At 67.5% G+C, this 24678-nt stretch carries 26 protein-coding genes and 1 tRNA gene; 7 read left to right on the top strand and 20 right to left on the bottom strand.

Going from position 1 to position 24678, the window contains the following annotated elements:
• Positions 1-138: 138 nt before the first annotated feature.
• From AC07M1_RS03520 to ypfJ, 16 genes are all read right to left on the bottom strand, one after another.
• Positions 139-846, bottom strand: a complete 708-nt coding sequence (locus AC07M1_RS03520; protein ID WP_495161181.1) for a class II aldolase/adducin family protein — start codon at positions 844-846, stop codon at positions 139-141.
• An 11-nt stretch (positions 847-857) separates the two neighbouring features.
• Entirely contained in the window at positions 858-2021 is a 1164-nt protein-coding gene (locus AC07M1_RS03515; RefSeq protein WP_495161180.1) for an LLM class flavin-dependent oxidoreductase, read from the bottom strand.
• Positions 2022-2032: 11 nt separating this feature from the next.
• Positions 2033-2932: an LLM class flavin-dependent oxidoreductase gene (locus AC07M1_RS03510; RefSeq protein ID WP_495161179.1), complete on the bottom strand. Its 900-nt coding sequence runs from the start codon at positions 2930-2932 to the stop codon at positions 2033-2035.
• Positions 2929-3537 (bottom strand): nitroreductase family protein, encoded by a 609-nt coding sequence (locus tag AC07M1_RS03505; RefSeq protein ID WP_495161178.1) that lies wholly within the window; start codon positions 3535-3537, stop codon positions 2929-2931. The genes AC07M1_RS03510 and AC07M1_RS03505 overlap by 4 nt, the downstream gene beginning before the upstream one ends.
• Positions 3534-4394 (bottom strand): ABC transporter ATP-binding protein, encoded by an 861-nt coding sequence (locus tag AC07M1_RS03500; protein WP_495161177.1) that lies wholly within the window; start codon positions 4392-4394, stop codon positions 3534-3536. The genes AC07M1_RS03505 and AC07M1_RS03500 overlap by 4 nt, the downstream gene beginning before the upstream one ends.
• Before the next feature lie 11 nt (positions 4395-4405).
• On the bottom strand, positions 4406-5182 hold the full coding sequence (locus tag AC07M1_RS03495) for an ABC transporter permease (protein WP_495161176.1): 777 nt from the start codon (positions 5180-5182) through the stop codon (positions 4406-4408).
• A 1-nt stretch (position 5183) separates the two neighbouring features.
• Positions 5184-5939: an ABC transporter permease gene (locus tag AC07M1_RS03490; RefSeq protein WP_495161175.1), complete on the bottom strand. Its 756-nt coding sequence runs from the start codon at positions 5937-5939 to the stop codon at positions 5184-5186.
• Complete coding sequence (locus AC07M1_RS03485; RefSeq protein WP_495161174.1) at positions 5936-7123, bottom strand: MFS transporter; 1188 nt, start codon at positions 7121-7123, stop codon at positions 5936-5938. The genes AC07M1_RS03490 and AC07M1_RS03485 overlap by 4 nt, the downstream gene beginning before the upstream one ends.
• Complete coding sequence (locus tag AC07M1_RS03480) at positions 7120-8211, bottom strand: ABC transporter substrate-binding protein (RefSeq protein ID WP_495161173.1); 1092 nt, start codon at positions 8209-8211, stop codon at positions 7120-7122. Before AC07M1_RS03480 ends, AC07M1_RS03485 begins: the two co-directional genes overlap by 4 nt.
• Complete coding sequence (locus AC07M1_RS03475) at positions 8208-9254, bottom strand: ABC transporter substrate-binding protein (RefSeq protein WP_495161172.1); 1047 nt, start codon at positions 9252-9254, stop codon at positions 8208-8210. The genes AC07M1_RS03480 and AC07M1_RS03475 overlap by 4 nt, the downstream gene beginning before the upstream one ends.
• Before the next feature lie 43 nt (positions 9255-9297).
• The gene (locus tag AC07M1_RS03470) at positions 9298-11622 is read right to left on the bottom strand and encodes a TonB-dependent receptor (RefSeq protein WP_495161171.1); all 2325 of its coding nucleotides are present in this window, start codon (positions 11620-11622) and stop codon (positions 9298-9300) included.
• Positions 11623-11677: 55 nt separating this feature from the next.
• On the bottom strand, positions 11678-12724 hold the full coding sequence (locus AC07M1_RS03465; RefSeq protein WP_495161170.1) for an ABC transporter substrate-binding protein: 1047 nt from the start codon (positions 12722-12724) through the stop codon (positions 11678-11680).
• A gap of 542 nt (positions 12725-13266) precedes the next feature.
• Positions 13267-13887: a hypothetical protein gene (locus AC07M1_RS03460; protein WP_495161169.1), complete on the bottom strand. Its 621-nt coding sequence runs from the start codon at positions 13885-13887 to the stop codon at positions 13267-13269.
• Between the two features lie 128 nt (positions 13888-14015).
• Positions 14016-14091, bottom strand: a tRNA-Ala gene (locus AC07M1_RS03455).
• A 95-nt stretch (positions 14092-14186) separates the two neighbouring features.
• On the bottom strand, positions 14187-14660 hold the full coding sequence (locus AC07M1_RS03450; protein WP_495161168.1) for a GreA/GreB family elongation factor: 474 nt from the start codon (positions 14658-14660) through the stop codon (positions 14187-14189).
• A 16-nt stretch (positions 14661-14676) separates the two neighbouring features.
• Positions 14677-15570, bottom strand: a complete 894-nt coding sequence (gene ypfJ, locus AC07M1_RS03445; RefSeq protein WP_495161167.1) for a KPN_02809 family neutral zinc metallopeptidase — start codon at positions 15568-15570, stop codon at positions 14677-14679.
• 130 nt (positions 15571-15700) lie between these two features.
• On the opposite strand from ypfJ, the gene AC07M1_RS03440 reads away from it, so the two are divergent.
• From AC07M1_RS03440 to AC07M1_RS03425, 4 genes are read left to right on the top strand one after another with little or no spacing between them, the layout of a single operon-like run.
• On the top strand, positions 15701-16852 hold the full coding sequence (locus tag AC07M1_RS03440; RefSeq protein ID WP_495161166.1) for a patatin-like phospholipase family protein: 1152 nt from the start codon (positions 15701-15703) through the stop codon (positions 16850-16852).
• 9 nt (positions 16853-16861) lie between these two features.
• Positions 16862-17647: a 3-hydroxybutyrate dehydrogenase gene (locus tag AC07M1_RS03435; protein ID WP_495161165.1), complete on the top strand. Its 786-nt coding sequence runs from the start codon at positions 16862-16864 to the stop codon at positions 17645-17647.
• A gap of 1 nt (position 17648) precedes the next feature.
• The gene (locus AC07M1_RS03430; RefSeq protein WP_495161164.1) at positions 17649-18266 is read left to right on the top strand and encodes a DUF4893 domain-containing protein; all 618 of its coding nucleotides are present in this window, start codon (positions 17649-17651) and stop codon (positions 18264-18266) included.
• Positions 18267-18317: 51 nt separating this feature from the next.
• A complete protein-coding gene (locus tag AC07M1_RS03425; protein WP_495161163.1) occupies positions 18318-19631 on the top strand; it encodes an amidohydrolase in 1314 nt (437 codons plus the stop codon).
• A gap of 3 nt (positions 19632-19634) precedes the next feature.
• On the opposite strand, the gene AC07M1_RS03420 is transcribed toward AC07M1_RS03425, so the two are convergent.
• Positions 19635-19895 carry a hypothetical protein gene (locus AC07M1_RS03420; protein ID WP_495161162.1) on the bottom strand — a complete coding sequence of 87 codons (261 nt, stop codon included), beginning with the start codon at positions 19893-19895 and terminating at the stop codon, positions 19635-19637.
• Positions 19896-20021: 126 nt separating this feature from the next.
• A complete protein-coding gene (locus AC07M1_RS03415) occupies positions 20022-20765 on the bottom strand; it encodes a Bax inhibitor-1/YccA family protein (protein ID WP_495161161.1) in 744 nt (247 codons plus the stop codon).
• A 118-nt stretch (positions 20766-20883) separates the two neighbouring features.
• Between AC07M1_RS03415 and thpR the strand changes: the two genes are divergently transcribed.
• On the top strand, positions 20884-21426 hold the full coding sequence (gene thpR / locus AC07M1_RS03410; protein WP_495161160.1) for an RNA 2',3'-cyclic phosphodiesterase: 543 nt from the start codon (positions 20884-20886) through the stop codon (positions 21424-21426).
• 112 nt (positions 21427-21538) lie between these two features.
• On the opposite strand, the gene AC07M1_RS03405 is transcribed toward thpR, so the two are convergent.
• Both AC07M1_RS03405 and AC07M1_RS03400 read right to left on the bottom strand, forming a co-directional pair.
• Positions 21539-22132 carry a superoxide dismutase family protein gene (locus AC07M1_RS03405; protein ID WP_495161159.1) on the bottom strand — a complete coding sequence of 198 codons (594 nt, stop codon included), beginning with the start codon at positions 22130-22132 and terminating at the stop codon, positions 21539-21541.
• Between the two features lie 75 nt (positions 22133-22207).
• On the bottom strand, positions 22208-23104 hold the full coding sequence (locus tag AC07M1_RS03400; RefSeq protein WP_495161158.1) for a tyrosine recombinase XerC: 897 nt from the start codon (positions 23102-23104) through the stop codon (positions 22208-22210).
• A 72-nt stretch (positions 23105-23176) separates the two neighbouring features.
• On the opposite strand from AC07M1_RS03400, the gene AC07M1_RS03395 reads away from it, so the two are divergent.
• Together AC07M1_RS03395 and AC07M1_RS03390 are read left to right on the top strand one after the other, a co-directional pair.
• The gene (locus tag AC07M1_RS03395) at positions 23177-23905 is read left to right on the top strand and encodes an alpha/beta fold hydrolase (protein ID WP_495161157.1); all 729 of its coding nucleotides are present in this window, start codon (positions 23177-23179) and stop codon (positions 23903-23905) included.
• Positions 23902-24654: a tetratricopeptide repeat protein gene (locus AC07M1_RS03390; protein WP_495161156.1), complete on the top strand. Its 753-nt coding sequence runs from the start codon at positions 23902-23904 to the stop codon at positions 24652-24654. Before AC07M1_RS03395 ends, AC07M1_RS03390 begins: the two co-directional genes overlap by 4 nt.
• The last annotated feature ends 24 nt before the right edge of the window (positions 24655-24678 follow it).

Below are 24678 nucleotides of genomic sequence, written 5' to 3'. Positions count from 1 at the left end.
GCCATTTTGCGTGGCGAGGATAGGACGCGCGGGTGAAGGCTGCCAGTCCTATCCTTTACGCGATCAAAAGTGTTCGACGAACGCAGAGAAGCGGTCCGAGGCGAACCCCGGACCGTTTACGTACCGATGGTGCCAAGCCTATTCGGCGGCGACCGCCAGCGTTTCGTCGGGCTTGAGCAGACCCGACATCTTCCACTGCTGTTCGAGCACGCCGGGGCCATAGTCCTTGGCACCGCCCAGCGTCTCGGCGATGGCCTGGAAGCGCGCGCCTTCTTCGAGCAAGACGATATAGTTGGCCAGCGCGAGCAGTCCCTTACGGCCCCAGGCGGTCGATCCGCCATTGGCCTCAAGGATCGCCGGCACCTGCGGATCGCGGTTGAGCACTTCGAGGATGAAGTTCGCCTCACCCTGGCGCCGGTCGATATAAATCGGCAGCTCACGCGCGCGGGTCCAGCGCTGGACGGGAACGTAGCGGATCGGCAGCGCGCGGTGGCTCTGCGACCAGGCGCCGAGATAGACGGTGTGGACATGGCTCACCGTGGTGATGTCGGCATGCGCCTGGAAGATCGACAGGTACCGCCCGCCGCCGAGATTGGCGTTGGGCGGGCCCTGCAGCACCTCGCCGCCGTCGAGCGCGTAGATGGTCGGCTTAAGCTCGGCATCGGGCGCGAACGGGCCGGGATAACCGATCGACACCACCGCCTCCTCGCCGGGCACGCGCTCGACGAAGTTTACGGTGCCGCTCGGCGCGATCGTGCCGGTGGCGGCGAGGCCGCGGAACGCGATGCCCGCGTCGCGGATCGCGGTGGCGGCGAAGTCGGTGATGGTCGAATTGAGCTTGGTCATGATGCGTCTCCTTATTCGGCGGCTTCGAGCAGAGGCTGGGCGGCGGCGGTACGGCCGAGCAGGGGCAGCACTTCCTCGCCGATGCGATAGGCTTCCTCGAGGTGCGGGGTACCGGCGAGGATGAAGGCGTCCGCGCCGCGGCGGATCAGCTCGTCGAGCTGCTCGGCGCATTGTTCATAGCTTCCGACGATGCCGAGCGCCGGGCCGCCGCGCAGCAGGTTGAACCCGCCCCACAGATTCTTGCCGACGACCAGTTCGTCCCAGCGCTTCGCCTCGGTCGGGCGCAGCGCCGCCTGGCGCGAGGCGCCGACGGAATCGGTCGGCTGGCCCCGCCACTGCGCGCGGGTCGCGTCGCTGACATTCTCGAACCCGGTGCGGACGTCGTGCCACGCCTCCTCCTCGGTCGGGCGCGCGATGAGGTCGACGCGGATCGCGCATTTCTGCTCGCCGCCGAGCTGCGCGGTGCGTTCCTTCACCCGCGCGAACTTGTCGGTGATCTGCTCATAGGGCTCGAGCCAGGAGAGGTAGTAATCGGCATGCTTCGCCGCCGATTGCAGCGCCGCGTCGGACGAGCCCGAGAGCCAGATCTCCGGCACCTCCTCCCGCGCCAGCAGCGGCGAGAGCTGGTCGCCCTTCACCTGGTAGAAGCGGCCGTCATAGTCGAACGGCTGCCCGCCCCACACGCCGCGGAAGATGTCGAGAAACTCGGTGGTGCGGCCATAACGGTCGTCATGCGCGAAACTGTCGCCCCACCACAGCTGCGACGGGCCGCCACCGCCGGTGATGATGTTGAACACCGCCCGCCCGCCGGTCGCGCGCTGCAGGCTGGCGGAGAGGCGCGCCGCATGCACCGGATCGAGGAACCCCGGCTGGAACGCGATCATGAAGCGGAAGGTGCTGGTCTCCCGCGCCAGCAGCGGCGAGATCGTCCACGGATCATCGGTATTCGGGAAGGACGGGATCAGCCCGCCGATGAACCCCGACAGCTCCGCCGCCTTCGCGATCTCGGCGAGGTGGTCGATATAGCGATAGCCGTCATCCTCGCCCGAAGCGGTGAGGCCGGGCGTCTGGTTGCCCGCCTGGAGCGGGGACCAGTCGCCCCGGTCGTACGAGCCGCGGCGGATGGTGGCGTGGCAACCATGGGTGGGCAGGCGCCAGTAGAAATCGATCGACATGATGTGTCTCCTCAGGCGGCGGCGCGCAGCTGGCCCAGCGCGGCGCGAACCCGCGGCAGGACGAACTGGCCGATGCGATAGGCTTCCTCGAGCGAGGGCGAGGCGCTCAGGACGAAATGGGTAATGCCCGCGGCATGAAGCGTGGCGATCCGCTCGGCGACGCGGTCATAGCTTCCGGCGATGCCGGCGCCGCCCGCAGCTTCCTCATCAGTCTCGCGCGCGGTGATCGTCACGACCACACCCGCCGCAACGTCGCGCCCGGCGGCGAGCGCCAACCGTTCGAGCGCTTCGACCCGCCCGCGCAGTTCGTCGATCGGCGCGTCGGTGAAGAGGTGGACGTCGGCGGCATTGGCGGAGAGCTGCAGCGCCTCTTCATCGGCCCCATGCAAATACACAGGCGGGAATGCTGCATTGGCGAGCGGTGCGGAGAAGCCGCCGCCCTGTACTTCGAAGAAGCGCCCCTGATGGTCGAACGGCTTCTGGCCATGCACACCGCGCGCGACATGCAGGAACTCGGCGGTGCGGGCGCTGTCATCCGGGTCCGCGCCGGGCGCGATCGCCCAGCCCAGCCGGTTGTGTGTCGCGCGCTGGAAGCTCACCGCCTCCTTGGCGGCGTACACGGCGGAGCCCACCGTGCTCGGGAATTCCGGGACCAACAGCAGGCGTGGCGCGGTGCGCGCGACCGCCGCGGCGACGATCTGGCTGTCGTCGCTCTCGGGGCGATAGGCGACGAACAGCCCGTCGAACCCGGTGATCGCGGCGGCGCGGGCGACCTGCGCATAATAGTCATAGCGGGTCAGCCCCGCCGTCCGCACGTCGCGCGGCAGGAAACCGGCGGTCGGCCGTGCGGAGGGCTCGCCCCGCTGCGGTTCGGCGGCGGGATCGAGCCGCCAGTAAAGCGTGATGGTCATGCGGCGTTCCTTTGCTGGGGAATGGCGGGCACGCCGAAGCGGCCCTCGAACACGAAATCGGCAAGCGATCGGCGACCGTTGGGCGCTTCCTGCGGGTGGAAATCGGCGTGGAGCGTATCAAGCGCGCCCTGGCGCCCGATCGCGACGATCGTCTCGACGGCGTGGTCGTCGGGGATGGCCAGCGTGACACGCGCACTCTCGCGGTCGAACCCACCAATGCCATGGGTATGCCAGCCGAGCAGCAGCGCCTGATGCGCGAAATTGGCCCAGGCCGCACCGGTATCGAAACTGTGGCTGCCGTTATGGACAACCTCACCGCGCCGCTCGATCAAGGTGTTCGAGACGATCGCGACCAGCGCCGAGGCGCGCTGCGCCCATTCGCGGTTGCGCGTCGCGAGCAGGCCAAGGAACAACGGCCACGACGCGTCACCATTTCGCGAGACGATGAAGCGCCACGGCTGGCCGTTATTGGCCGACGGCGCCCAGCGCGCTGCCTCGAACGCGGTCGCCAGTACCCGGTCGGGGATCGGCTCGCCCGAAAAGCTGCGCGGCGACCAGCGGTCGACGAATACCGGCGCGACGGGATGGTCGGGAGTCCGGCTCATGCCCGCACCTCGCGCACCGGCAGATGCACCAGATTCTCGGGCGCCAATGTTTCTATTTGGGGTCCGGTCAGCTCGGCCAGGATCTGGTCGCGCAACCGGTGCAACACCGGCGAGCTGCGGTCGCGCGGATGCGGGAGGTCGATATCGACGATGCGGCGAATCCGCCCCGGCCGCGCATCCATCACCACAACGCGGTCGCCCAGGAACACGGCTTCCTCGACGTCGTGCGTCACCATGATCATGGTCGAGCGGTGGGTCCGCCAGATACGCTGCAACTCGTGTTGGACGTGCACGCGGGTGAGCGCATCGAGCGCGCCGAGCGGCTCGTCGAGCAGCAGCAATTTGGGTTCGGTCACCAGCGCGCGGGCGATCGCAGCGCGCTGCGCCATCCCACCCGACAGCTGGTGCGGATAGGCCTTCTCGAACCCTGAAAGGTTCACCAGCGCGATATGCTCGGCGACGATGCGCGCGCGCTGCGCCTTGGGGATGTCGGTGTTGAGCAGCGCCAGCCCGACATTCTCCTCCAGCGTCAGCCAGGGGAACAGGCGATGGTCCTGAAAGATCAGTCCACGGTCGAGGCTGGTGCCCGCGATCCGCTTGCCGTCCAACCGAATCTCGCCCGCATAGTCGGTGTCGAGTCCGGCGATCAGCCGCAGCAAGGTCGATTTACCGCAGCCCGATGCGCCGACGATGCTGACGAACTCACCGGCGCGGATATCGAGATCGATCCGGTCGAGCACCGACAGCGCGGCCCCATCGATACGGAAGTCCTTGGACAGACCAGAGATGGTCAGCGCACCGGTCGCCAGGGCATCGGCGGGGGTGGGCGGCGCTTCGATCCGTGTGTGCAATGTCATGGCGAGCTCCTTCAGGTGATGACGGGCTGCCAGCGCAGGAGGTGGGTGCGCAGGCTGGTGATCGAGTAGTGGAGTGTGAAGCCGAGCGAGGCGGCGGCGAGGATCGCGACGAGGATGATGTCCATCCGCTGCTGCGCCTGCGCCACGCCCATGGTCGCGCCGAGCCCGGCATTCGCGCCGAACAGCATTTCCGTCCCGATCGTCGCGATCCAGGCGAAGGCGAGCGCCTGCGCCACCCCGGTGAGGATCAGCGGCAGCGCGGCGGGCAGCAGCACATGGACGAAACGCTGCCCGGCGGAGAAGCCGAACAGACGCGCGACCTCGACATAGCGACGCTCGACCGTGCGCACGCCTTCATAGCTGTTGAGCACAGTGGGATAGAAAGCGGCGAGACTGACGATCAGCAGCTTGGCCGTATCGCCATTGCCGACCCACAGCCCGATCAGCGGCAGCCAGCCGAGCAACGGCACCTGCCGCACCGCGTGGTAGAGCGGCCCGACGACGCGATCGAGCGGGCGCGACATCGCCATCGCCACGCCGAGCGCGGTGCCGACCAGCCCGCCGAGCAGCAGCCCGGTGACCGCGCGCGACAGCGTCGCCAGCGCATCGCTCAGCAGAAAACCGCTCGACAGCTGCGATACCAGCGTCGCGCCGACATCCTGCAGCGGCACGAAGGCGAGCGCGCGCGCCCCGCCCTGCGCCGATTGCGCCTGCCACCAGAACAGGATCAGCACGGGCACGATCAGGCCGAGCAGGATGCGCGCGGCGGGGGTGTCGAGGCGCGCCATGTCAGGCCTCCTTCCAGCGGACGAAGCGGCGCTCGACGAGCTTGACCGAGCGATCGAGGAAGAAGCCGACCAGCCCGCTGACGAACACGCCGGCGAGGACGACGTCGATGCGGAACATCTGGCGCCCCATCTCCATCATCTGACCGATGCCGCTATCGGCGGCGAGCAGCTCGCACGCCACCAGCACCAGCCAGCCGCGCGTCAGGCCGAGCCGCAGCCCGGTCAGCACCGGCGGGATCGCGGCGGGCAACAGGATGCGCGTGACGAAGGGCAGCGCCGGGGTGCGGTAGAGCCGGGCGACCTCGAAATAGGATTTGGGAATGCCGCGCACGCCATCGAAGGCGGCGAGCGCCACGGGGAAGAACACCGCGACCGCGACGACGACGATCTTGAACCGCTCCTCGATCCCGAGCAGCAGCACCAGCATCGGGATGAAGGCGAGCACCGGCACCTGGCGCACCGCCTGGAACAGCGGGGCGAACAAGGCTTCGAGCAGCTTCGACAACGCGATCGCCGTGCCGAAGGCGAGCCCGATCGCCGCACCGGCGAGGAAGCCGAAGACGAGACGGAACAGGCTGGTGCCGAGATGATCGACCAGCTCGCCATTGCGCCACAGCTGGGCGAGCGTCGCCACGACTTCGCTGGGCGGGACCAGCACCTGTGGCGGAAACACGCCGCTGGCCGAGGCGAACTGCCAGAGCAGCAGCAGGCCGAGCAACGGCGCGAGGCCGGCGGCGATGGGGGTAAGGCGTTTCATGGCAGAACCTCCCGCGCGGTGAGCGGACGCGCGAAACGGTGGCGGGCAAAGGCGATCGCGGCGGCGCCGAACAGGATCGGCAGCCACAGCAGGAACACCGACTGGAGCGGCACCAGCTTGGTCAGCAGGCCGCCGCCGAGCGCCCCGGCCGAGGAGCCGGTCATCGAGGCAAGGTTGTAGAGGCCCGCCGCCTTGCTCTTCGCGCCGGGAATGGCGGCGAGCATCCGTACATTGATGAGATGGACCACCGCCGAGGCGGCGCTGAGCAATACGGCACCCACTGCCAGCGCCGGGAAGCCGTGCGCGAAGCCCAATAGCGCAAGGGCCGCCGCGGCGAGCGCGAGGGCGAGGGCATAGGCGGTGCCGCGCGCGAGCCGCGCGACGAGCGTGCCGCTGAGGAACAGCAGCGCAACGGTGCTGACGCCCTGAACCAGCAGCACGGTGATCCCGTCCTCCTTGGTCAGCGGCGGGAGCGCCGCCGCGAGCAGCAGGATGAAGGTCGAGAAGAGCGAGCCGGTGGCCGAACTCAGAAATTCCACGAAGCTGCTTTCCGCCACAGCGCGGTTGCCGAGCAGCGCGCCGATCTCGGCGAAGACGCTTGCGCTTTCTTCCGCTGCGGGCTGGCGCGCGGGGAGGAAGGACAGGCTGAACACCGCCATCACCCCGAACAGCGCGGCGACGATGAAGAAGGCGGCGGTGACCCCGGCCTTGAGGATCAGGATGCCCGCCGATGCCGGACCCAGGATCGCCATCCCGGCGGTGAGCGCGCCACGATACCAGCCGCCGCGCGTCTCCCCGCGCCCGCGCAGCCGCTCAAGGAACGCGCTGTTCATCGCGACCATGCGGAACGGGATGCAGAGACCAATCAGCCAGCGCCCGCCCGCCAGCGCCGCCCAGCCCGCCGCGAACGGCATGGCGAGGTTGACCAGCAACGGCCCGAGGCTGGAGGCGAAATAGATGCCGCGCGCGCCATAGCGGGCGATGATGAACCCGGCGGGCACGGTGACGAGCACCATGCCGATCGATTCCATCGCGCCGATCACGCCGACCTGAAAGGCGGTGGCGCCGAGATCGATCGCGTAGATCGTCGTCACCACCTTGCCGAGGCCCACGGTCAGCCCGCTGACCAGCGCGAGCAGCAGGAAATTGGCCATGAAACGCCGATCGGACATCGCATCGCTCATCGCGCCGCCGCCTCCGCCGTGCCGGGCTTCCACTGGCCCTGCAGCTTGAGGCGATCGAGCGCCGCGGTGGCGAAGCGCCGGTCGAGCAATTTGTCGACGTCGATCTGCTTGCGGACGAGGCCCTGAGCGAAGGTATAGGCCGCCGCGTCGCGATAATGCGCGACCATGAAGTCGTCATAGAGCGGCGAATAGCGGTCGCCCCACGCAACGCGCGGTTCGTCCAACTCGGCCTCGGTCACGCTGCGCGGGGATTCCGCGCGTGACGTGATCTCGATCACCTTCTCGCGGTTCGCCGGATCGGCCGACCAGGCCTGGGCGCGGACGAAGGCGTCGGCGACGAGTTGGGTCAGCTCGGGATGCTGGTCGACGAAATCGCCGCGTCCGAACAGTTCGGCGCGCATCTTCCACGATTGCGGCGCCTGTTTGGTCGACCAGATGATCCGGCCGACCTTCTTCTCGACCAGCAGATGCGCGTCGGAGAGCAGGAACACCGCGTCGACATCGCCCGAGGCGAGCGCCGCATGACTGGCGGGCGGATTGATGTTGAGGATGCGGAAGTCGCCGAGCTTGAGGCCGTTGGCTTCGGCCAGCTTGGCGAAGGGCAATTCCCAGGGGCGCCCGCGATGGAGCGCGATCCGCTTGCCCTTCAGGTCCTTGATGCTGTTGGCGGCGACGCCGTTGCGTACGACCAGATAGGCGTTCTGGCCGCGCCCGACGGGCACCACCAGCCGCAGATCGACCCCGCCCGCGATGGCGATGATCGCGGGGAAATCGCCATAGCTCGCGAAATCGATGCGCTTGGCGGCGAAGCCTTCATTGACCACCGGGCCGCCGATCGCGGTGGTGACCGGGAACCACTCGAGCTTGACCCCACGCTTGGCGAGTTCGCTCTCGAGCCAGCCCTGTTGCTGGACGATCGCGTTCTGGCCCTGATAGCGCTGCTGTCCCTCATGCGGGTAGGCGATGGCGGCGATGGTCAGGGTCGCGGGACCCGACGCCGGTTGCGCGGTGCCGCGAAACTGGTGGAACAGCAATGCCGCGAGCACGCCGACCGCGACGATGGCGATGAGGATGGTCTTGCGGCTCATGCGGCATCCAGTGCTTGGGTGAAGTCGAGCGCGTCGAACGGGCGCCGATCGATCCAGGCGGCGACATCGACGCGCGCCGGCAGGAAGCCGCGGTCGAACAGGAAGTCGCTGAAATCCTGAAGCGCGGTGACCGAGGCATCGTCGATATCGGTCTTGAGCCGGCGGTGAAGCGTGTCCCCGCCATAGGCGGCGCGGACGAATTGTTCGGGCGAGCCGGTTTCGCGTGCGATGTACGCGAAGGTTTCCTCCGGATGTTGCTCCGCCCACTCTCCCGCCGCCGCGACATGCGACAGGAGGCGGCGTGCGACCGCCGGATAGCGTTCCAGCGTCGCGGCATCGACGGTGAGCGGGCGCGGCGCGCCGTTGTTGATGCGGATCTTCGGATCGGGATGGAAGCCGGTGTCGATCACGACATGCGCGCCCGCGAGCAGCGCGAATTCATGGCCGAGCGACCCCTTCACATGGATCGCGTCGACTTCACCGCGCACCAGCGCGTGGAATTCGGCGGTGTAGAGCGGGCGGCCGCCCCAGTTGCGCTGGCTGACCAGATCGAGTCCATCGGGCGCCGGGTCGCTGGCGTCGATGTCGATCCATTCGACCTCATCCTCGCCCACGCCGCCGAGCGCGAGCGCGGCGAGGAGCGCGCGCAATGCAGTGGCGCGGAAGATGTCGATCCGCTGCCCCGCGCGACGCGGGAGCGCGATGCGGCGGCCCCTGAGATCCTCGGCGGAACGGATGCCCGAGTTGGGCAGGGTCAGCACCAGCTGGCTCTCGTCGATCCAGCTGAGGCCGATCACGCGCGTATCGGCGCCGGCGGCGCGCGCCCAGATCGCCGGCACGCTGCCGCCCTGGCGGAAGCTGTGCGCGAGATGATGGTCGTAATGACTCTCGCGCACGTCCGGGTCGCTCGTGTCCTGGATCGAGCGGACGGTGATGCCGAGTTCGGCGAGGTCGCGGTCGATCACGCCCTGATTGATCGCGATGCCGAGCGGGGTCGGTACCGGGCAACGGGTGTACCAGATTTCCTTGGGAAAGGCGGTCATGCGAGCCTCCTGGCGGTGGGTTCGAGGAAGAGGGTGCGGGGCATCAGAAGCGCGCCACGAGCGAGGCACCCCAGGTGCGCGGATCGCCCCATTGGATGGTGTCGCCGGTGATCCCGGCCGCGGCGTTGAACTGCGGCAGCGCGTGGTTGCGGTACGCCGCGTCGAACAGATTGTTGACGTAGACGGTGAAGGTGAAGCGATCGTCGGGCGTGGTGTAGGCGACGCGCGCGCTGGCCAGCGTGTAGCCCGGCTGGTTGAGCAGGGCGCGGTTGGCGCGATCCTGTGGCGTGATGTAGTAGAATTGGTGCGACTGGTAGCGCGCGTCGGCACCGAACAGGATGCTGCCCGCGCCGCCCAGATCGGCCTTGTACGACGCGCCGAGATTGAGCGTGACGTGGGGCGCACGGACGAATTCCGCGCCGGACAGGTTGGCGCCGCCGTTGACCACCTTGAGCGTGTCGTACTTCGTGTCGAGCAGGCCGAGCGCGGCGTTGAGCTGAAGCCCCTTGAGCGGGCGCGCGGTCAGCTCGAACTCGGCGCCGTTGACATGCGCCTCCTCGGCATTCTGGAGATAGGAGGTCGTCACGCCACCGACCGCGCCGGGGTTGGGGCCCACCACGTTCACCTGCACATTATCGTACTGATAGTGGAAGGCGGTGGCGTTGAAGGTGAGCGCGCCGTCGAACCAGCTCGACTTGTAGCCGATCTCGAACGCGTCGAGTTTCTCCGGCTCGACCACCTGGAGCGCGACGGGCAGCTGGGCCGCGGTGTTGAAGCCGCCCGACTTCACGCCGTGCGAGAATTTGAAATAGAGGAGGTGGCCGGGCGCGACGGTCCATGAGGGCGTCACGTCATAGGTGAAATTATCCCAGGTCCGCTCGAGCACGCCCGAGAAGGTGCCGATCCCGCCGAACGTCCCGGTGTAGCTTTCCCACCAGCGCGGGTAGCTGCTCCACGATGTCGCGGCGGCATTGGGCGAGGCGACGCGGCGGAAATCGAGCGTCTTGGTCTCACGCGTGAAGCGGCCGCCGACGGTGAGGTTGACGCTGTCGGTGATATCATAGCCGAGGTTGACGAAGGCGGCGCCGCTCTCCGCGCTGTGATCATAGCGGGTGCGGCTGTACGCGTTGGGCGCGGTATCGCCGGGCCGCGCGAGCACCGAGCCGTCGGGCAGGGTCGCCGAGGCGGCGTCGGATTTGATGTCTTCCTTGAAATAATAGAGGCCGGCGATCCACTTGAACCGGCTGGAGCCGGTGGAGGCGAGGCGGAGTTCCTGGCTCCATTGCGCGCTGCGCGCTTCGGTGTGGCCGCGGGCGATTTCGAGCGGGGTATAGTCGCTGTCGGTGCCCGAGCTGACCTGATAGCGCTCATAGCCGGTGATCGAGGTGAGCGTGGCGCCGCCGAAATCCCAGTCGAGCTTGAGCGAGCCGCCATATTGCTCGGTATCGCTGAACTCGTCGGCATTGGTGCTGACCGCGTCGCGATCGGTCGGCGGGGCATAGCCGTTGCGGTAGAGGCCGTCGGCGCGATAGCTGCCGATCGTCCAATAGCCGCCTTCGGTCTTGTATTTGCGGTAATGGACGCCGAGCAGCGCCTCGAAATTGCCGCCCGCGCGCGCCAGCAGCTGGCCGCGGATGACGCTGTCCTGGATCGCATTGTCCTTCTCGCCGCTGAAGGCGTTGGTGAAGCGGCCGTCGCGGTTCTCGATATGGCCGGAGATGCGCGCGGCGAGGACGTCGGGCGCGAGGACGAAGCCGACGCCGGCCTGGACGATCCGGTCGTCATAGCTGCCATAGTCGAGCTTGACGTAATTGTCGGCGCCGGTGGGCGAGAAGCTCGGCTTCTTCGTGACGACGGCGATGGCGCCGCCGGTGGTGTTCTTGCCCCAGAGCGTGCCTTGGGGACCGCGCAGCACTTCGACGCGTTCGAGGTCGAACAGCGGCAGGCCGGTGGCGCTGGCGTTGCTGATATAGACCTCGTCCAGATAGAAGCCGACCGGGTTGGCGAGGTCGATCTGCTGCTGGCCGGCGCCGACGCCGCGGATCCACCAGCGCGGGCGGCCATGCTGCTGGGTCCCGGCCGAAGCGTTGGGGACGAGGCTCAGCACCTCGTTCGCCGAGCGGCCGACGCCCTGCAGCGTGAACACGTCCGCGCTCAATGCGGTGATGGCGGTGGGCACGTCCTGGATGGACTGTTCGCGCTTGGCGGCGGTGACGACGATCTCGGCGGGGTCGGCGTCGCCCTCGGCGGGATCGGCCTTGGCTTCGATCTCATTGGCGTGCGCGGCCATGGGCGCCAGCGCCGCGAGCGATGCGGCGACCAGCCAGGCCGACTTCTTCCGGGTACGATGCTTCAGATGCGAATTCACGTTAAGTCCCCCTGCGCGGCCGCTTGGGTCCGCGTCCGGTGATGATGGTTGAGGCTCAGGCGGCCTGACGGGCGCGGCCGGCGACCGCGGCGAAGGGCGCGGGATCGATCCAGGCGGCGAGGTCGAAATCGGCGGCGAGGAAGCCGTGCTCGAACAGGAAATCCTTGTACCGGCCGAGCGCGCCGGCGGCCTCGTCGTTGAGGAAGGTGCCGAGGCTGGCGGGCGCGTTGGCGCCATAGGCCCGGCGCACCCAGTCGGGGGTCGAGCCGGTCTCGCGCGCGATATAGGCGATGGTCTCGTCGGGATGCGCCCGCGCCCAGTCGCCCGCCGCGATCACCCGGGCGAGGAAGCGCTCGACCAGGTCGGGCCGGGCTGCGATCAGCGCGGCATCGACGGTGAGCGTGCGCGGCGTACCGTTGTTGGCGCGTACCCAGGGATCGGGATGATCGCCGAGCGAGGCGACGATATGCGCCCCCGCCAGCCGCGCGGTCTCAAGCCCCAGCGCGCCCTTGACGTAGATCGCGTCGACCTCGCCCCGCACCAGCGCCAGTACCTCTGCCCGATAGCCGTGGCGGGTGCGGGCGCGAGTCCGTTCACCGGTGGCGATGCCCTCGGTCCCGCTGCCCGCGGGATCGGCGCTGACCGTGTCCACCCGCGCGACATCGGCGAGCGTGAGACCTGCCAATTCCAATGCGCTGGCGAAGCCCTTGAGCGCGGTCGCGCGGTTGAAGTCGATCGAGATCGGGTTGACCGGCAGGCCGATCCGCCGCCCGGCGAGATCGCGCGCGGTGCGGATGCCCGAGGCGGGCAGCGCAAGGATCGCCTGGAACTCGTCGGTCCAGGACAGGCCGATCACCCGCGTGTCGCGGCCATTGGCGCGCGCCCAGATCGCCGGGATGTTGCCGCCCTGACGGAAGGAACTCGCGAGATTGTGGTCGAAATGGCTTTCGCGGGCATTCAAGTCCGCGGTTTCCTGGATCGACTTGAGGCCGATCCCATCGGCGCGGAATTCGTCGGCCAGCCAGCCGAGTTGGACAGCGATGCCAAGGCCGGTCGGCACGGGGCAACGCGTGTACCAGAGGTCATTGATTGCGTCGGTCATGGAATTTCCTGACGTTGAAGCGCAAGCGACCGCCGCGTCCGGAAGCGCAAGACGCCACCGTCCGTCGCGCCCGATGGCGCGCAGAGCATCGACCGCGAGCGTCAGCCCGCGACGGTCAGTTGCAGATGTCGGTTGGGATCAGCGGCGGGCTGAACAGAGCCGCCCCAAGGGCGGCGGCGGTGCTGCGGAGGAGATACACTGGCTCATCGTCGTTCCTTATCAACTCGGAAACACGAGGCCGCCGGGCTCCATCGGCAACACCGTGCGCTTTAGCAATTGGTGACGCGGCGCAATCTGCATTCCGTCAAAAACCGCGGGTCGAAGATCGGCGACGAGTCGCCGCGCCAGCATGACCAAGGCCGACGACTCAATACATACCGATTGACTAGGAATTGTGCAAAAAGCTTTGCTTGCGATGCGCAAATGGGAGCTTCGCAGGGCACAGAAGCATCCGAATGCCCGTGGGCGTGGCAAACCGCAGGGCGCGCGATCTTGCCGCCGCCGGGTCGGTTCAACCTGAAAGAACTCGCACCGGAAGCGCGCTAGGCAAGCGCCTTCAGCTCAGAGAGGCGATCCCCAACCTGCACCGCAATCTTCCGATGCGGCTCCATCGCGTCGATAAGCGTATTGAACAATGGATACTCGTCGATACCGGCGTTCAAACGATCAAGGTCCACCTCGGCAAATCGCTGCATTGAAGGGTACCATTTGGCCATGCTGCTCTTCATCCATGCAATCTTGCGCAGCGTGTCGAGATCGCGAAGGTCGGTCCCCGGCATCCAGTTCAGCGCCGATTGAACAGCTTCGGCACGATCCACGATCAGGCCGATATGCGCCATCAGATCCTTGAGGTCAGCGCCTGCCGCCGGTTTGGTTCGCGTGAACAGCTCGATTTCATCAACCCATTCGCGAATGAAGCTCTCGAGCGAAGCTATGCCTTCCATCCTGGACAAGCGTCTCGACCGCCGGTCGAAGTATACCGCACCAAGGACGGCGAGTCCGGCACCCAACGTTCCGCCAGCGAACTGGAGCCAGTCACCCGCATCAGCTCCACCGCGCGCGATGCCGTTCGCCAGTACGGCGATGATCGCACCAACCGCCGCCGCGAGCACAAGCCCACCGACAATCCGCGCGGTCCCGACCCAGCCTCCAATGTCCTTCATTGCCCTAGGCTGTCATCGGCGAAGGCATCGTGCAAGCCTTCGATACCAGCGATGCCGAACCGGTCGAATTCGTCGCGACCCGAGCGGGGTGCCAAGTCAAAATTACAGGATTTCCGCGCCTTTGCGGTTGGTGGAGCTGAGGGGAATCGAACCCCTGACCTCTGCAGTGCGATTGCAGCGCTCTCCCATCTGAGCTACAGCCCCGCTCCACCCCGGCAGAGCCGGAAGGTGGTCGCTCTAGCTTCACTCCAGCACCGATGCAACGGGCCTTGTGCGTTTTCCGGGGTCGTTCGCGCGCCTTAGCCGGCGTCGGGAATCGCGGCGGTCGCAATCACCTCGATCGCCTCCGGCTTTCCGTTGAAATCGACTCGCTCACCCGGTTCGGCGCCCAGCATCGCGGCCACGAGCGGCGCCTGAAAGGCGATGCGGTCGACCGCCGGATCGGCCTCGTCCGCGCCGACGATATCGAGTTGCCGCTCACGTCCGTTCAGGCGGAAGCGCACGCGCGATCCGATCGCGACCATGTCGTCGCCCGGCACCGGCGCGAGTTCGGCCGTGGTCTGGCGCGTGTGCCAATAGCGCAGGTCGCGGCGTAGCGTTTCGCGCGCCTCGTCATTCGCTTCGACAGCGATTGCGGCTTCCAGTTCGGTGACGCGCGTGTCGATCAGCGCGAGTCCGCGCGCGGTCACCAGATTGGGACCGGCGGGAATCGGCAGTTCGAAACGGGGTTCCTTATGTTCTTCGTCGCTCTCGCGGCGGAAGGCGACGCTCATTACAATAAAGACTCCATCAGATCGCGCCGCTGAACGTATCGCATTGTGCCGGATCGCCGGTTTCGAGGCCGCGACGCAGCCAGCGCATCCGCTGCTCCGACGTGCCGTGGGTGAAGCTTTCGGGCACGACCGTGCCCTGTGCCTGGCGCTGGAGCGTATCGTCGCCGATCGCGTTTGCGGCGCGCATCCCTTCCTCGATATCGCCCGCCTCAAGCCGATTCTTGTTCCGGTTGGCCCAGACGCCGGCATAGCAATCGGCCTGAAGTTCGACGCGAACCGACATTTGGTTTCCTTCGGCCCGGCTCATCCGCGACTGCGCGGCGCGGACCTTCTCCATCGTGCCGGTGATGTTCTGGATATGATGGCCGACCTCATGCGCGATCACATAATAGCGCGCGAAATCGCCCGCCGCGCCGAAGCGCTTCTCGAGCTCATTGAAGAAGCTGGTGTCGAGATAGACGCCCTGGTCGGCCGGGCAATAGAAGGGGCCAGCTGCCGACGTGGCGCCACCGCAGCCCGACTGGACGCCGCCCTGATAGAAATTCAGCACGGGCGGCCGATACCCCTGAACCAGCTGGCTCCAGGTCTGTTCGGTGCTCCGCAGCATCCGGCACGACTGCAATTCCTCCGGCGTGTCGCACGCCTTGTTCTGGCCGGTCTGCTGTTGCTGCTGGCCGGTACCGCCGGGACTGACCCCGCCGCCGGTGAGCAACTCGCCCCCGCCGCCGATCGCCATGAAGATCGCAAGGCCGATGCCAATCAGGGCGATGGTGCCGCAGCCGAGCCGGCTGCCCAGCAGCATCGGCAACAGGCTGAACAGGATGTTACCCCCGCCGCCAAAGCCGCCGCCACCGCCGCCCTGCCCCAGGTCACGGACATTTTCGCTGGGATCGAGATCGTCGAGCCGCATGGCGGGCACCCCTATTGTTTCCTGCACGCGACAATGCCCCAGCTCGCCGCCCGTTGCACGCCGATTTGCAAACTGCGCGATTGCACATTCGCGCATTGCCCTTCGCGCTGCAGCGCGGCATGACCCGCATATGGCCGATGCCGAACCGCAGCGCCGTCGATCCAAAGGCGATCGCCCGCTCCCGCTACCCGATTGCGTGGCGCTGGTGCTTCAGGGCGGCGGCGCGCTGGGCAGTTATCAGGCCGGGGTGATCGAGGAGCTGGCCGAGGCGGAGATCGAGATCGACTGGGTCGCCGGCATCTCGATCGGCGCGGTCAACGCCGCGATCGTCGCGGGCAACCCACCGGAGCGACGGGCGGAGCGGCTCGCCGCCTTTTGGGAGAAGGTGACGAGCGCGCTGCCGAGCTTTCCGATCTTTCCGCAGGACGAGATTCGCGAGGCGGTGCATGAATGGTCGGCCGCGATGGTGCTGGCGCAGGGCGTGCCGGGCTTTTTCCGCCCACATCTGATCCCGCCGATGTTCGCGCCGCCGGGGAGCTGCGATGCGCTGAGCTTCTATGACAGCGGGCCGCTCGCCGCGACGCTCGATTCGCTGATCGACTGGGACCTGCTCAACAGCGGTGCCGTGCGGCTGTCGGTCGGCGCGGTCGAGATCGAGAGCGGCAATTTCCATTATTTCGATACGACGCGGGAACGGATCGACGCGCGCCACATCATGGCGTCGGGCGCATTGCCGCCGGGGCTGCCGCCGGTCGAGATCGACGGCAAATATTATTGGGACGGCGGCCTCGTCTCGAACACGCCGCTGACGCACGTGCTGGATAACCAGACCGAGCCGATGCTCGTGTTCCAGGTCGACCTCTTCTCCTCCGCCGCGGTGATGCCGCGCACGATCACCGACGTGATGGCGCGCGAGAAGGAAATTCGCTTCTCGAGCCGGACGCGCCAGGTGTCGGCCGAGCGGATGCGGCTGCGGCAGGAACGCGAGGCGATCCGCAAGGTGCTCGCCAAGCTTCCGCCCGAGCTGCACAACGACCCCGATGTCGTGGCGCTGCGCGAGGCGGCGGACGAAAAGCCGGTAAGCCTGGTCCATCTCATCTTTCGCGCCAATGCGTGGGAAGGCGGAAGTCGCGACTTCGAATTCTCCGCGCGATCGATGCGCGAGCATTGGGAATCGGGCCGTTTGTCGGTCAGGGAGACGATGGCGAATGCGCGCCTCGTCGCGAGCAACATCATTGACGGGCGCAATGCGGCGTTCGATCTGACGCCCAAGCGAAGCTAGGAGTACCCCATGTTCCTTTCCGGAAAATCCGCCATCGTCACCGGCTCCACCTCCGGCATCGGCCTCGCCATCGCCAAGGCGCTGGCCGCCGAGGGAGCCAGCGTGATGATCAACGGCTTTGGCGACGCCGCGGCGATCGAGACCGAGCGCGCGGGCCTTGAGGCACTGAGCGGCGCCAAGGCGCTGTACGACAGCGCGGACATGTCCAAGCCCGACGCGATCTATGCGATGGTCGAGCGCTGCCATGCCGAGCTGGGCGGACCGGACATCATCGTCAACAATGCCGGCATCCAGCATGTCGCGGCGATCGAGGATTTCCCGCCCGAGAAATGGGACGCGATCATCGCGATCAACCTGTCCTCCGCCTGGCACATGATGCGCGCGGCGGTGCCGCATATGAAGGCCGCGAAATGGGGGCGGATCATCAACACCGCCTCCGCCCACAGCCTGGTCGCCAGCCCCAACAAGTCGGCCTATGTCGCCGCCAAGCACGGCATTGCCGGCCTGACCAAGACGATCGCGCTGGAGACCGCGACCGACGGGGTGACGGTCAACTGCATCTCGCCGGGCTATGTCTGGACGCCGCTGGTCGAGAACCAGATCCCCGACACGATGAAGGCGCGCAACATGACGCGCGAGCAGGTGATGAACGACGTGCTGCTCGCCGCGCAGCCGACCAAGCAATTCGTCCAGCCCGAACAGGTCGCCGCGTTGCTGGTGTTCCTGTGCCGCGACGAGGCGAGCGCGATCACCGGCGCGAACTATACCATGGACGGCGGCTGGACGGCGGCCTGAGATGCGTATCGCAGCCGCAGCCCTGATCCTCCTCTCCCTCGCCGCCTGTACCCGGGACGGCAAGCTCCAGCTTGTCAAGGAAGCGCCCGAGACCCGCTGGCGGATGATCACCACCGAGCAGGATCGCGACCGGCTGCGCAATTGGCGCAAGGCGTGGGTCGAGGCACTGCCCAAGGCGCGCACGGTGGATGCCGCGGCGATCGCCGAGCAAGGGCAGCTGTTCGAACCGGACCAGGCGCTGGACCGGGCGATGCCGCCCGCTGGCGACTATAAATGCCGCACCTTCAAGCTGGGCGGGCAGCGGGCGGAGATGCGCGACTTCACCGCCTATCCCTGGTTCACCTGCCGCATCGGGCGCGAGGGCGAATTGCCGACCTTCGCCAAGCTCGACGGGTCGCAGCGCCCGATGGGCAAGATCTATACGGAGACCGATACCCGCGTGATCTTCCTCGGCGCGCTGGAGCTTGGCGACGAGACCATCCCGTTGGCCTATGGGCAGGACAGGAAGCGCGACATGGCCGGCTATATCGAACGCATCGGCACCACGCGCTGGCGGCTGGTACTTCCCTGGCCGGCGTTCGAATCGCAGATCGACGTGATCGAGCTGGTTCCCGCCTGAGGCTTGCAATTCGAGATTGCGCCGTCGTTTCCTCTGCTTAGGCTGAACCCCATGAAGCACCTCCTCATCGCCGCCGCGAGCAGCCTCGCCTTTGCCCTTCCCGCCGCCGCCGACCCGATCCGGGACGCCACCGCGAAGGAGCTGCCGTCGCTGATGGCGCTCTACAAGGAGCTGCACGCCGCCCCCGAGCTGAGCCAGAATGAGGTGAAGACCGCCGCGCGGATGGCGGCCGAGGCGCGCAAGGCGGGCTATACCGTGACCGAGAAGGTCGGCGGCACGGGCGTGGTCGCGGTGCTCAAGAACGGCGCCGGGCCGACGATCCTGATCCGTGCCGACATGGACGGGCTACCGGTGACGGAGGAGACCGGGCTGCCGTTCGCATCGACGGTACGCGGCAAGACACCGGAGGGCGTCGAAACCGGCATCATGCATGCCTGCGCCCACGACACGCACATGACCGCCTGGGTCGGCACGCTGCGCAACCTGGCGGCGATGAAGGACAAGTGGAAGGGCACGATCGTGATGGTCGCCCAGCCCGCCGAGGAGAATAGCGCCGGCGCGCTCGCGATGCTCAACGACGGGCTATACGCGCGCTTCGGCAAGCCGAGCCACGCCATCGCCTTCCACAACAGCGCCGCGCTGCCCGCAGGCACGATCGGCATCCGATCCGGCCCCACCTTCGCCAGCGTCGATTCGGTCGATATCGTGGTGAAAGGCGTGGGCGGCCACGGTGCCTATCCCGCGACGACCAAGGACCCGATCGTGCTGGGCGCGCGGATCGTGTCCGCGCTGCAGACGATCGTCGCGCGCGAGGTCGACCCGCTCGATTCCGCGGTGATCACCGTCGGCAGCTTCCAGGGTGGGACGCGGCACAACATCATCCCCGAACAGGCGCTGCTGCTGCTGACGGTCCGCGCCTATACGCCCGAGGTCCGCAAGCAGCTGCTCGACGGCATCGCGCGCATCGCCAAGGGCGAGGCGATCGCGGCGGGCGTACCCGAGGACCGGATGCCGATCGTCACGGTGCGCGAACCCTTTACCCCGCCGGCGGTGAGCACCGATGCGTTCGCGGGACAGCTCAAGACGCTGTTCACCGCGCGCTTCGGCAAGGACCGGGTAAGCGACATCGCACCGACGATGGCGGGCGAGGATTTCGGGCGCTACCACATCGCCGATCCGTCAATCCAAAGCGTGATCTATTGGGTCGGCGGGGTGCCGCAGGACAAATGGGATGCGGCGAAGGCGAATGGCGGCAAGGGACTTCCGTCGCTCCACAGCTCGAAATGGGCGCCGGACGCGGAGAAGGTGATCGGCACCGCCGCCGAAGCGATGACCGCGACGGCGCTCGATCTGCTCAAGCCCTAGGGGCTATTTCGTCTCCGCCTTCTGGCGGCGTTCCTCGGCAAGCTTGCGCTCCTTGTCCGCGTCATAGCCCGACGAGGGCAATGGCTCGTGCGAATGAACCGGCTGCGTTGTCGCGGGCGGGTCGGAGGCATCCATCGACTCGTCCAGCGCGCGGTCGAGCCGCGCCTGCTTGCTTCCGGGGTTCTTTTCCAGCCGCTCCTCGATCGAGGCATCGGTTCCGGCGTCACCGGGTTTCACGGGCTTTCTGTCGGCGGCGTCGTTCATGATCCAACTCCTGTGTGTCGGGTTCAAGAACGCGCGGGCGGAAACGGGGGTTCCTCCCGGTTGCCACAACGAAAAAGGGCCCGACCATTGCTGGCCGAGCCCCAATCTCTGTTCAGTTCGACGCGATTATTCGCGGTTGCCGATGATGCTCAGCAGGAACTGGAACATGTTGATGAAGTCGAGGTAGAGCGTCAGCGCGCTCATGATCACGACCTTGCCCACCATGTCGGTGCCCGCGACATAGGCGTACATGCTCTTGATACGCTGCGTATCATAGGCGGTGAGGCCGGCGAAGATCAGCACGCCGGCGTAGCTGATGATCAGCGACATCGTGCTCGACTGCATGAAGATATTGATGATGCTCGCCACGATCAGGCCGATCAGGCCGACGATCAGGAAGCTGCCCATGCCCGTCAGGTCACGCTTCGTGGTGTAGCCAAAGAGGCTGAGACCCGCGAAGCCCGCCGCGGTGGCGAAGAACGCCTGAGCGACCGACGCGCCGGTGTAGCGCAGCAGCACCGTCGAGAGCGACAGGCCCATCAGGACCGCGAAGCTCCAGAACAGCACCTGCAGCGTGCCGGTGGACATCTTGTTCTGGCCGAAGCTCATCGCGAACACGATGGCGAGCGGCGACAGGATGATCAGCCAGGCGAGCGGGCCGCCATTGGCGAACACCGAATAGGCCATCGACGTCTCGCCGCCCCATGCGAAGAGCAGGGCGACGACGCCGCTGAGCAGCACGCCCGACGCCATGTAGTTGTAGACCGAAAGCATGTAGGACCGCAGCCCCGCATCGTACGCGGCATCCCGCGTACCTGCGGCCGTCGCGTACGGCGCGGCGGTCGTCTGGGGGTCAGACCAATTAGCCATCTCAAACTCCTTTGCCCGGCTCATCTCGCCGGATGAGACCGAATATCATGGTTTCGCGCCCGATTTTCAAGGAAAACCGGCATCGCCCCAGCCCGCATAAACGGTTAAGGCGCTCACCATGCACCGTCTGTTCGTTGCACTGCGCCCCCCGAGGGCGATCCGTGAGCGCCTGCTAGGCCTGATGGGTGGCGTGCCGGGCGCGCGCTGGCAGGACGACGACCAACTGCATCTGACGCTGCGCTTCATCGGCGAGGTCGATACGCACCAGGCGGAGGATATCGCGGCCGTATTGGGGTCGGTCCGCCATGCAGCGCTTGAAATGCGGCTGGACGGCTGCGGCATGTTCGACGACCGGCGCGGCAAGCCCAATGCGGTGTGGGCCGGAGTTTCCCCCCGAGATCCGCTCGCAGCGCTCCACCGCAAGGTCGACCAGGCGATCGTGCGCGCGGGACTGGAACCGGAGCGGCGCGCCTATCTGCCGCACATCACGCTGGCGCGCATGTCGGGATCGGCGGGACCCGTGGACCGCTGGCTGGCCGACCATGCGGCGCTAGCCAGCGAGCCATTCACCATCGATGCGATGGCACTTTATGAGAGCCGCCTTGGCCATGGCGGCGCCAGCTACGAGCCGATCGAACGCTATCCGCTGACCGGTGCATAGGTTCTTCGCTGGCTCGGGCGGAGCCGGCCCGCTCCGCCACCCGGCCACCCACAGCCTATTCTGAATGGGTGGCCGGGCGAAGAAACGGGCCGGCACCGCCGCCAGAGGAAGCTCAGCTCGCCGCGAAGACGCCGCAGGCGACGCGATCGCCGCTATTGCCCGAAGGGTCGGTCTTCTGATCGTCCGGCCCGGCGTGGACGACGAACGCGGAGCCGTCGGCGTCAAGCAGCTCCGCGAGCGTCCCCGACTTAAGCACGAAGGTCAGGGTGCCGGTGCCGTCCGCCGCGACGGTCAGATTGGGCATGTCGCCGGCATGGGCGCCGTCCGGCGCTTCCAGGCCGTGCTTGGTGCTAGCCGGATTCCAGTGGCCGCCCGCGCTGGCGAAGGCCGGACCTTCGCACTTGCCGGTCGTATGAACGTGGACGCCGTGCTGGCCCGGCGTGATGCCGGTAACGGAGACCGAAACGCTCAATCCCTCAGGCGTCACGCTCGCGATGGCGCTGCCCGCTTCGGTACCGTCGGCCTTTTTGAGCGCGGCGGTCGCGGTTTCAGATCCGTCGGCGACATTGTCGATCGGAAGCATGTCGTTCTCGATCGGGAGCACAACATTGGCGGGCTCGCCGGTGTTGGCGGGCGGCGTGGTCACACTGCCACATGCCGTGGTCGCAAACGCCAGCGCGGCAATCGCGCAGCCATATCGGATCATTCAAAGCCTCCTGTTACTGACTGAAATCTCAATGAACCAAAGGGCAATGGCCGGGCAACCGGAAGGTTCCGACCCTTATGCCCGAGGATGGGCGTTACGGTAGACGTCGAGCAGATGCGCCGCATCCACGGCGGTGTAGATCTGAGTCGAGCTGAGGCTCGCATGTCCCAACAGCTCCTGCAAGGCGCGAAGATCGGCGCCGCGACCCAACAGGTGCGTCGCGAAACTGTGGCGCAGCGCATGCGGGGTGGTGCGCTGGGGCAGGCCGAGCCGAACCCGGGCCGCCCGCACCGAGCGGCGGATGATCGCCGGCGAAAGTGGCCCGCCCCGGGCGCCACGAAACAGTGCCTCACCCGGCGCGGTGCCATAGGGAGAGCGGCGGACATAATCCTCGATCGCGTCGCGCACTTGAGGCAGCAGCGGCACGATCCGCGTCTTGCCGCGCTTGCCGGTGACGCGCATCGTTTCGCCCAACGGAAGCACCGCGCCGGTCAGCCCCATCGCCTCGCCGATGCGCAGCCCGGCGCCGTAGAGGAGGAGCAACACGGCTAGGTCGCGGGAGGCGATCCAGGGTTCGCGCGCATCGTCGGCGACCTCCTCGGCCAGCGCCACCGCCTCGTCGGGCGAGACCGGACGCGGGAGCCCCTTCTTGACGCGCGGGCCGCGCAGCCGGGGAAGGTCGGCGTCGTCTTCGCCTGCAGCGAATTTGAGGAAGGAGCGCACCGCCGACAGCTCGCGCGCGGCGGAAGCGTTGGACAGGCCCTCGCCACGGCGATGCGCGAGATAGGCGCGCAGGTCCGCTGCGCTTGCCCGGCTCAGAGTCGCTCGCGTCGCCGACTCGCCCCAATGTCCGCCGAGGAAAGCGACCAGCCGCACTGCCGTCGCCGCATAGGCACGGACGGTATGCGCCGAACGGCGGCGGTCGCGCGCGAGATGCTCGGCAAACAGCAGGGGCAACGGGCGGTCGTCCATTTCCCGACCCTATCGCGCGGGATTCCTCGCGTCACGGTTCAATCCTCCAGCGTTCGGCCCTATGCAGCGGGCATGAGCAGCATCGACCGCAATGGAACAGCCCTGGCCTATCACCACGTAGCGGGCACGGAGCCGACGATCGTGTTCCTGCCCGGCTATGCGTCCGACATGAGCGGGAGCAAGGCGGTGGCGATCGAGGCCTGGGCGCGCGAGACGGGCCGCGCCTGCCTGCGCTTCGATTATGCCGGGTGCGGGGCGAGCGGCGGGGCGTTCGAGGATCAGACCCTGGCGAGCTGGCGCGACGACGCTCTGGCGGTAATCGACGCGACGACCACCGGGCCGGTTGTCCTTGTCGGATCTTCGATGGGCGGGTGGATCATGCTGCTCGCGGCGCTGGCGCGCCCGGAGCGGGTCGTGGCGATGGTGGGGATCGCGGCCGCGCCGGACTTCACCGATTGGGGGTTCACGCCCGAGCAGAAGGTTGCGCTGCGCGATACGGGGCGGATCGAAGAACACTCGATCTACTCGCCCGAACCGACTGTCACGACGCGCGCCTTCTGGGAATCGGGTGAGGCGAACCGGTTGCTGGACGGGCCAGTCGAAATCGCCGTTCCCACACGGCTGATCCATGGCCAGCGCGATCCCGACGTGCCGTGGGAGCATAGCGTGCGGCTCGCCGGGCTGCTGCGTTCAGACGACGTGCAGACTTTGTTGGTCAAGGACGGCGATCACCGCTTGTCGCGCCCGCAGGACATCGCCCTGATCCTGAAGGCGATTGAGGACGTTTCCACCCCGTCATGATGCTCTTCCTGCTTGCTCAGATCGCCACGCCGCCCGTTCCCGTCACCGGACCGCCCGCGCCTGTGGCGGAGCGGTGGGAGGCGTGTGTCGAGCTGGCGGTCAGCGAGCCGGTCAGGGGCGTCGCGGAGGCGGAGCGCTGGAGGATCGCCAATGGCGGTTTCCTGGCCCAGCAATGCCTGGGGATGGCGTATTCGGCGCAGCAGCGCTGGAGCAGCGCGGGCGGCGCGTTCGAGCGGGCGGCACGCGAAGCGGAGGTGGCGCGCGACACCCGGGCTTCGAAATATTGGGCGCAGGCGGGCAATGCCTGGCTCGCCGCGGCCGAACCGGTCAAGGCGCGGGCGGCGCTGGACGCCGCGCTCGCAACCGGGAACCTGACCGGCCTGGACCTGGGCGAAGCGCATCTCGACCGCGCCCGCGTCCTGGTTGCCTCAGGCAATATCGGCGACGCGCGCGCCGACCTCGACCAGGCGGTGCTGAAGGCGCCCGGCGACCCGATGGCGTGGCTGCTGTCGGCCACGCTCGCGCGCCGCACCGGCGACCTCCCGCTGGCCCAGCGGCACATCGGGGAAGCGCTGGCGCGCGCCGCCGACGACGCCTCGGTCCAGTTGGAGGCGGGCAATATCGCAGCCCTGTCGGGCGACGAGGCCACGGCCAAGGCGGCCTGGGAGAAGGCCGCGCAGATCGCGCCGGGCAGCGCGCAGGGCGCCGCCGCCCGCGCCGCGCTCAAACAATTCGACGCTCCGCAATAGATTCTCGCGGCGCGCATCCTATCT

The organism is Sphingomonas sp. GW821-FHT10C01 (assembly GCF_059415525.1).
The sequence above is the reverse complement of the archived record's forward strand: the minus strand, read 5'-3'. Positions and strand labels throughout refer to the sequence as shown.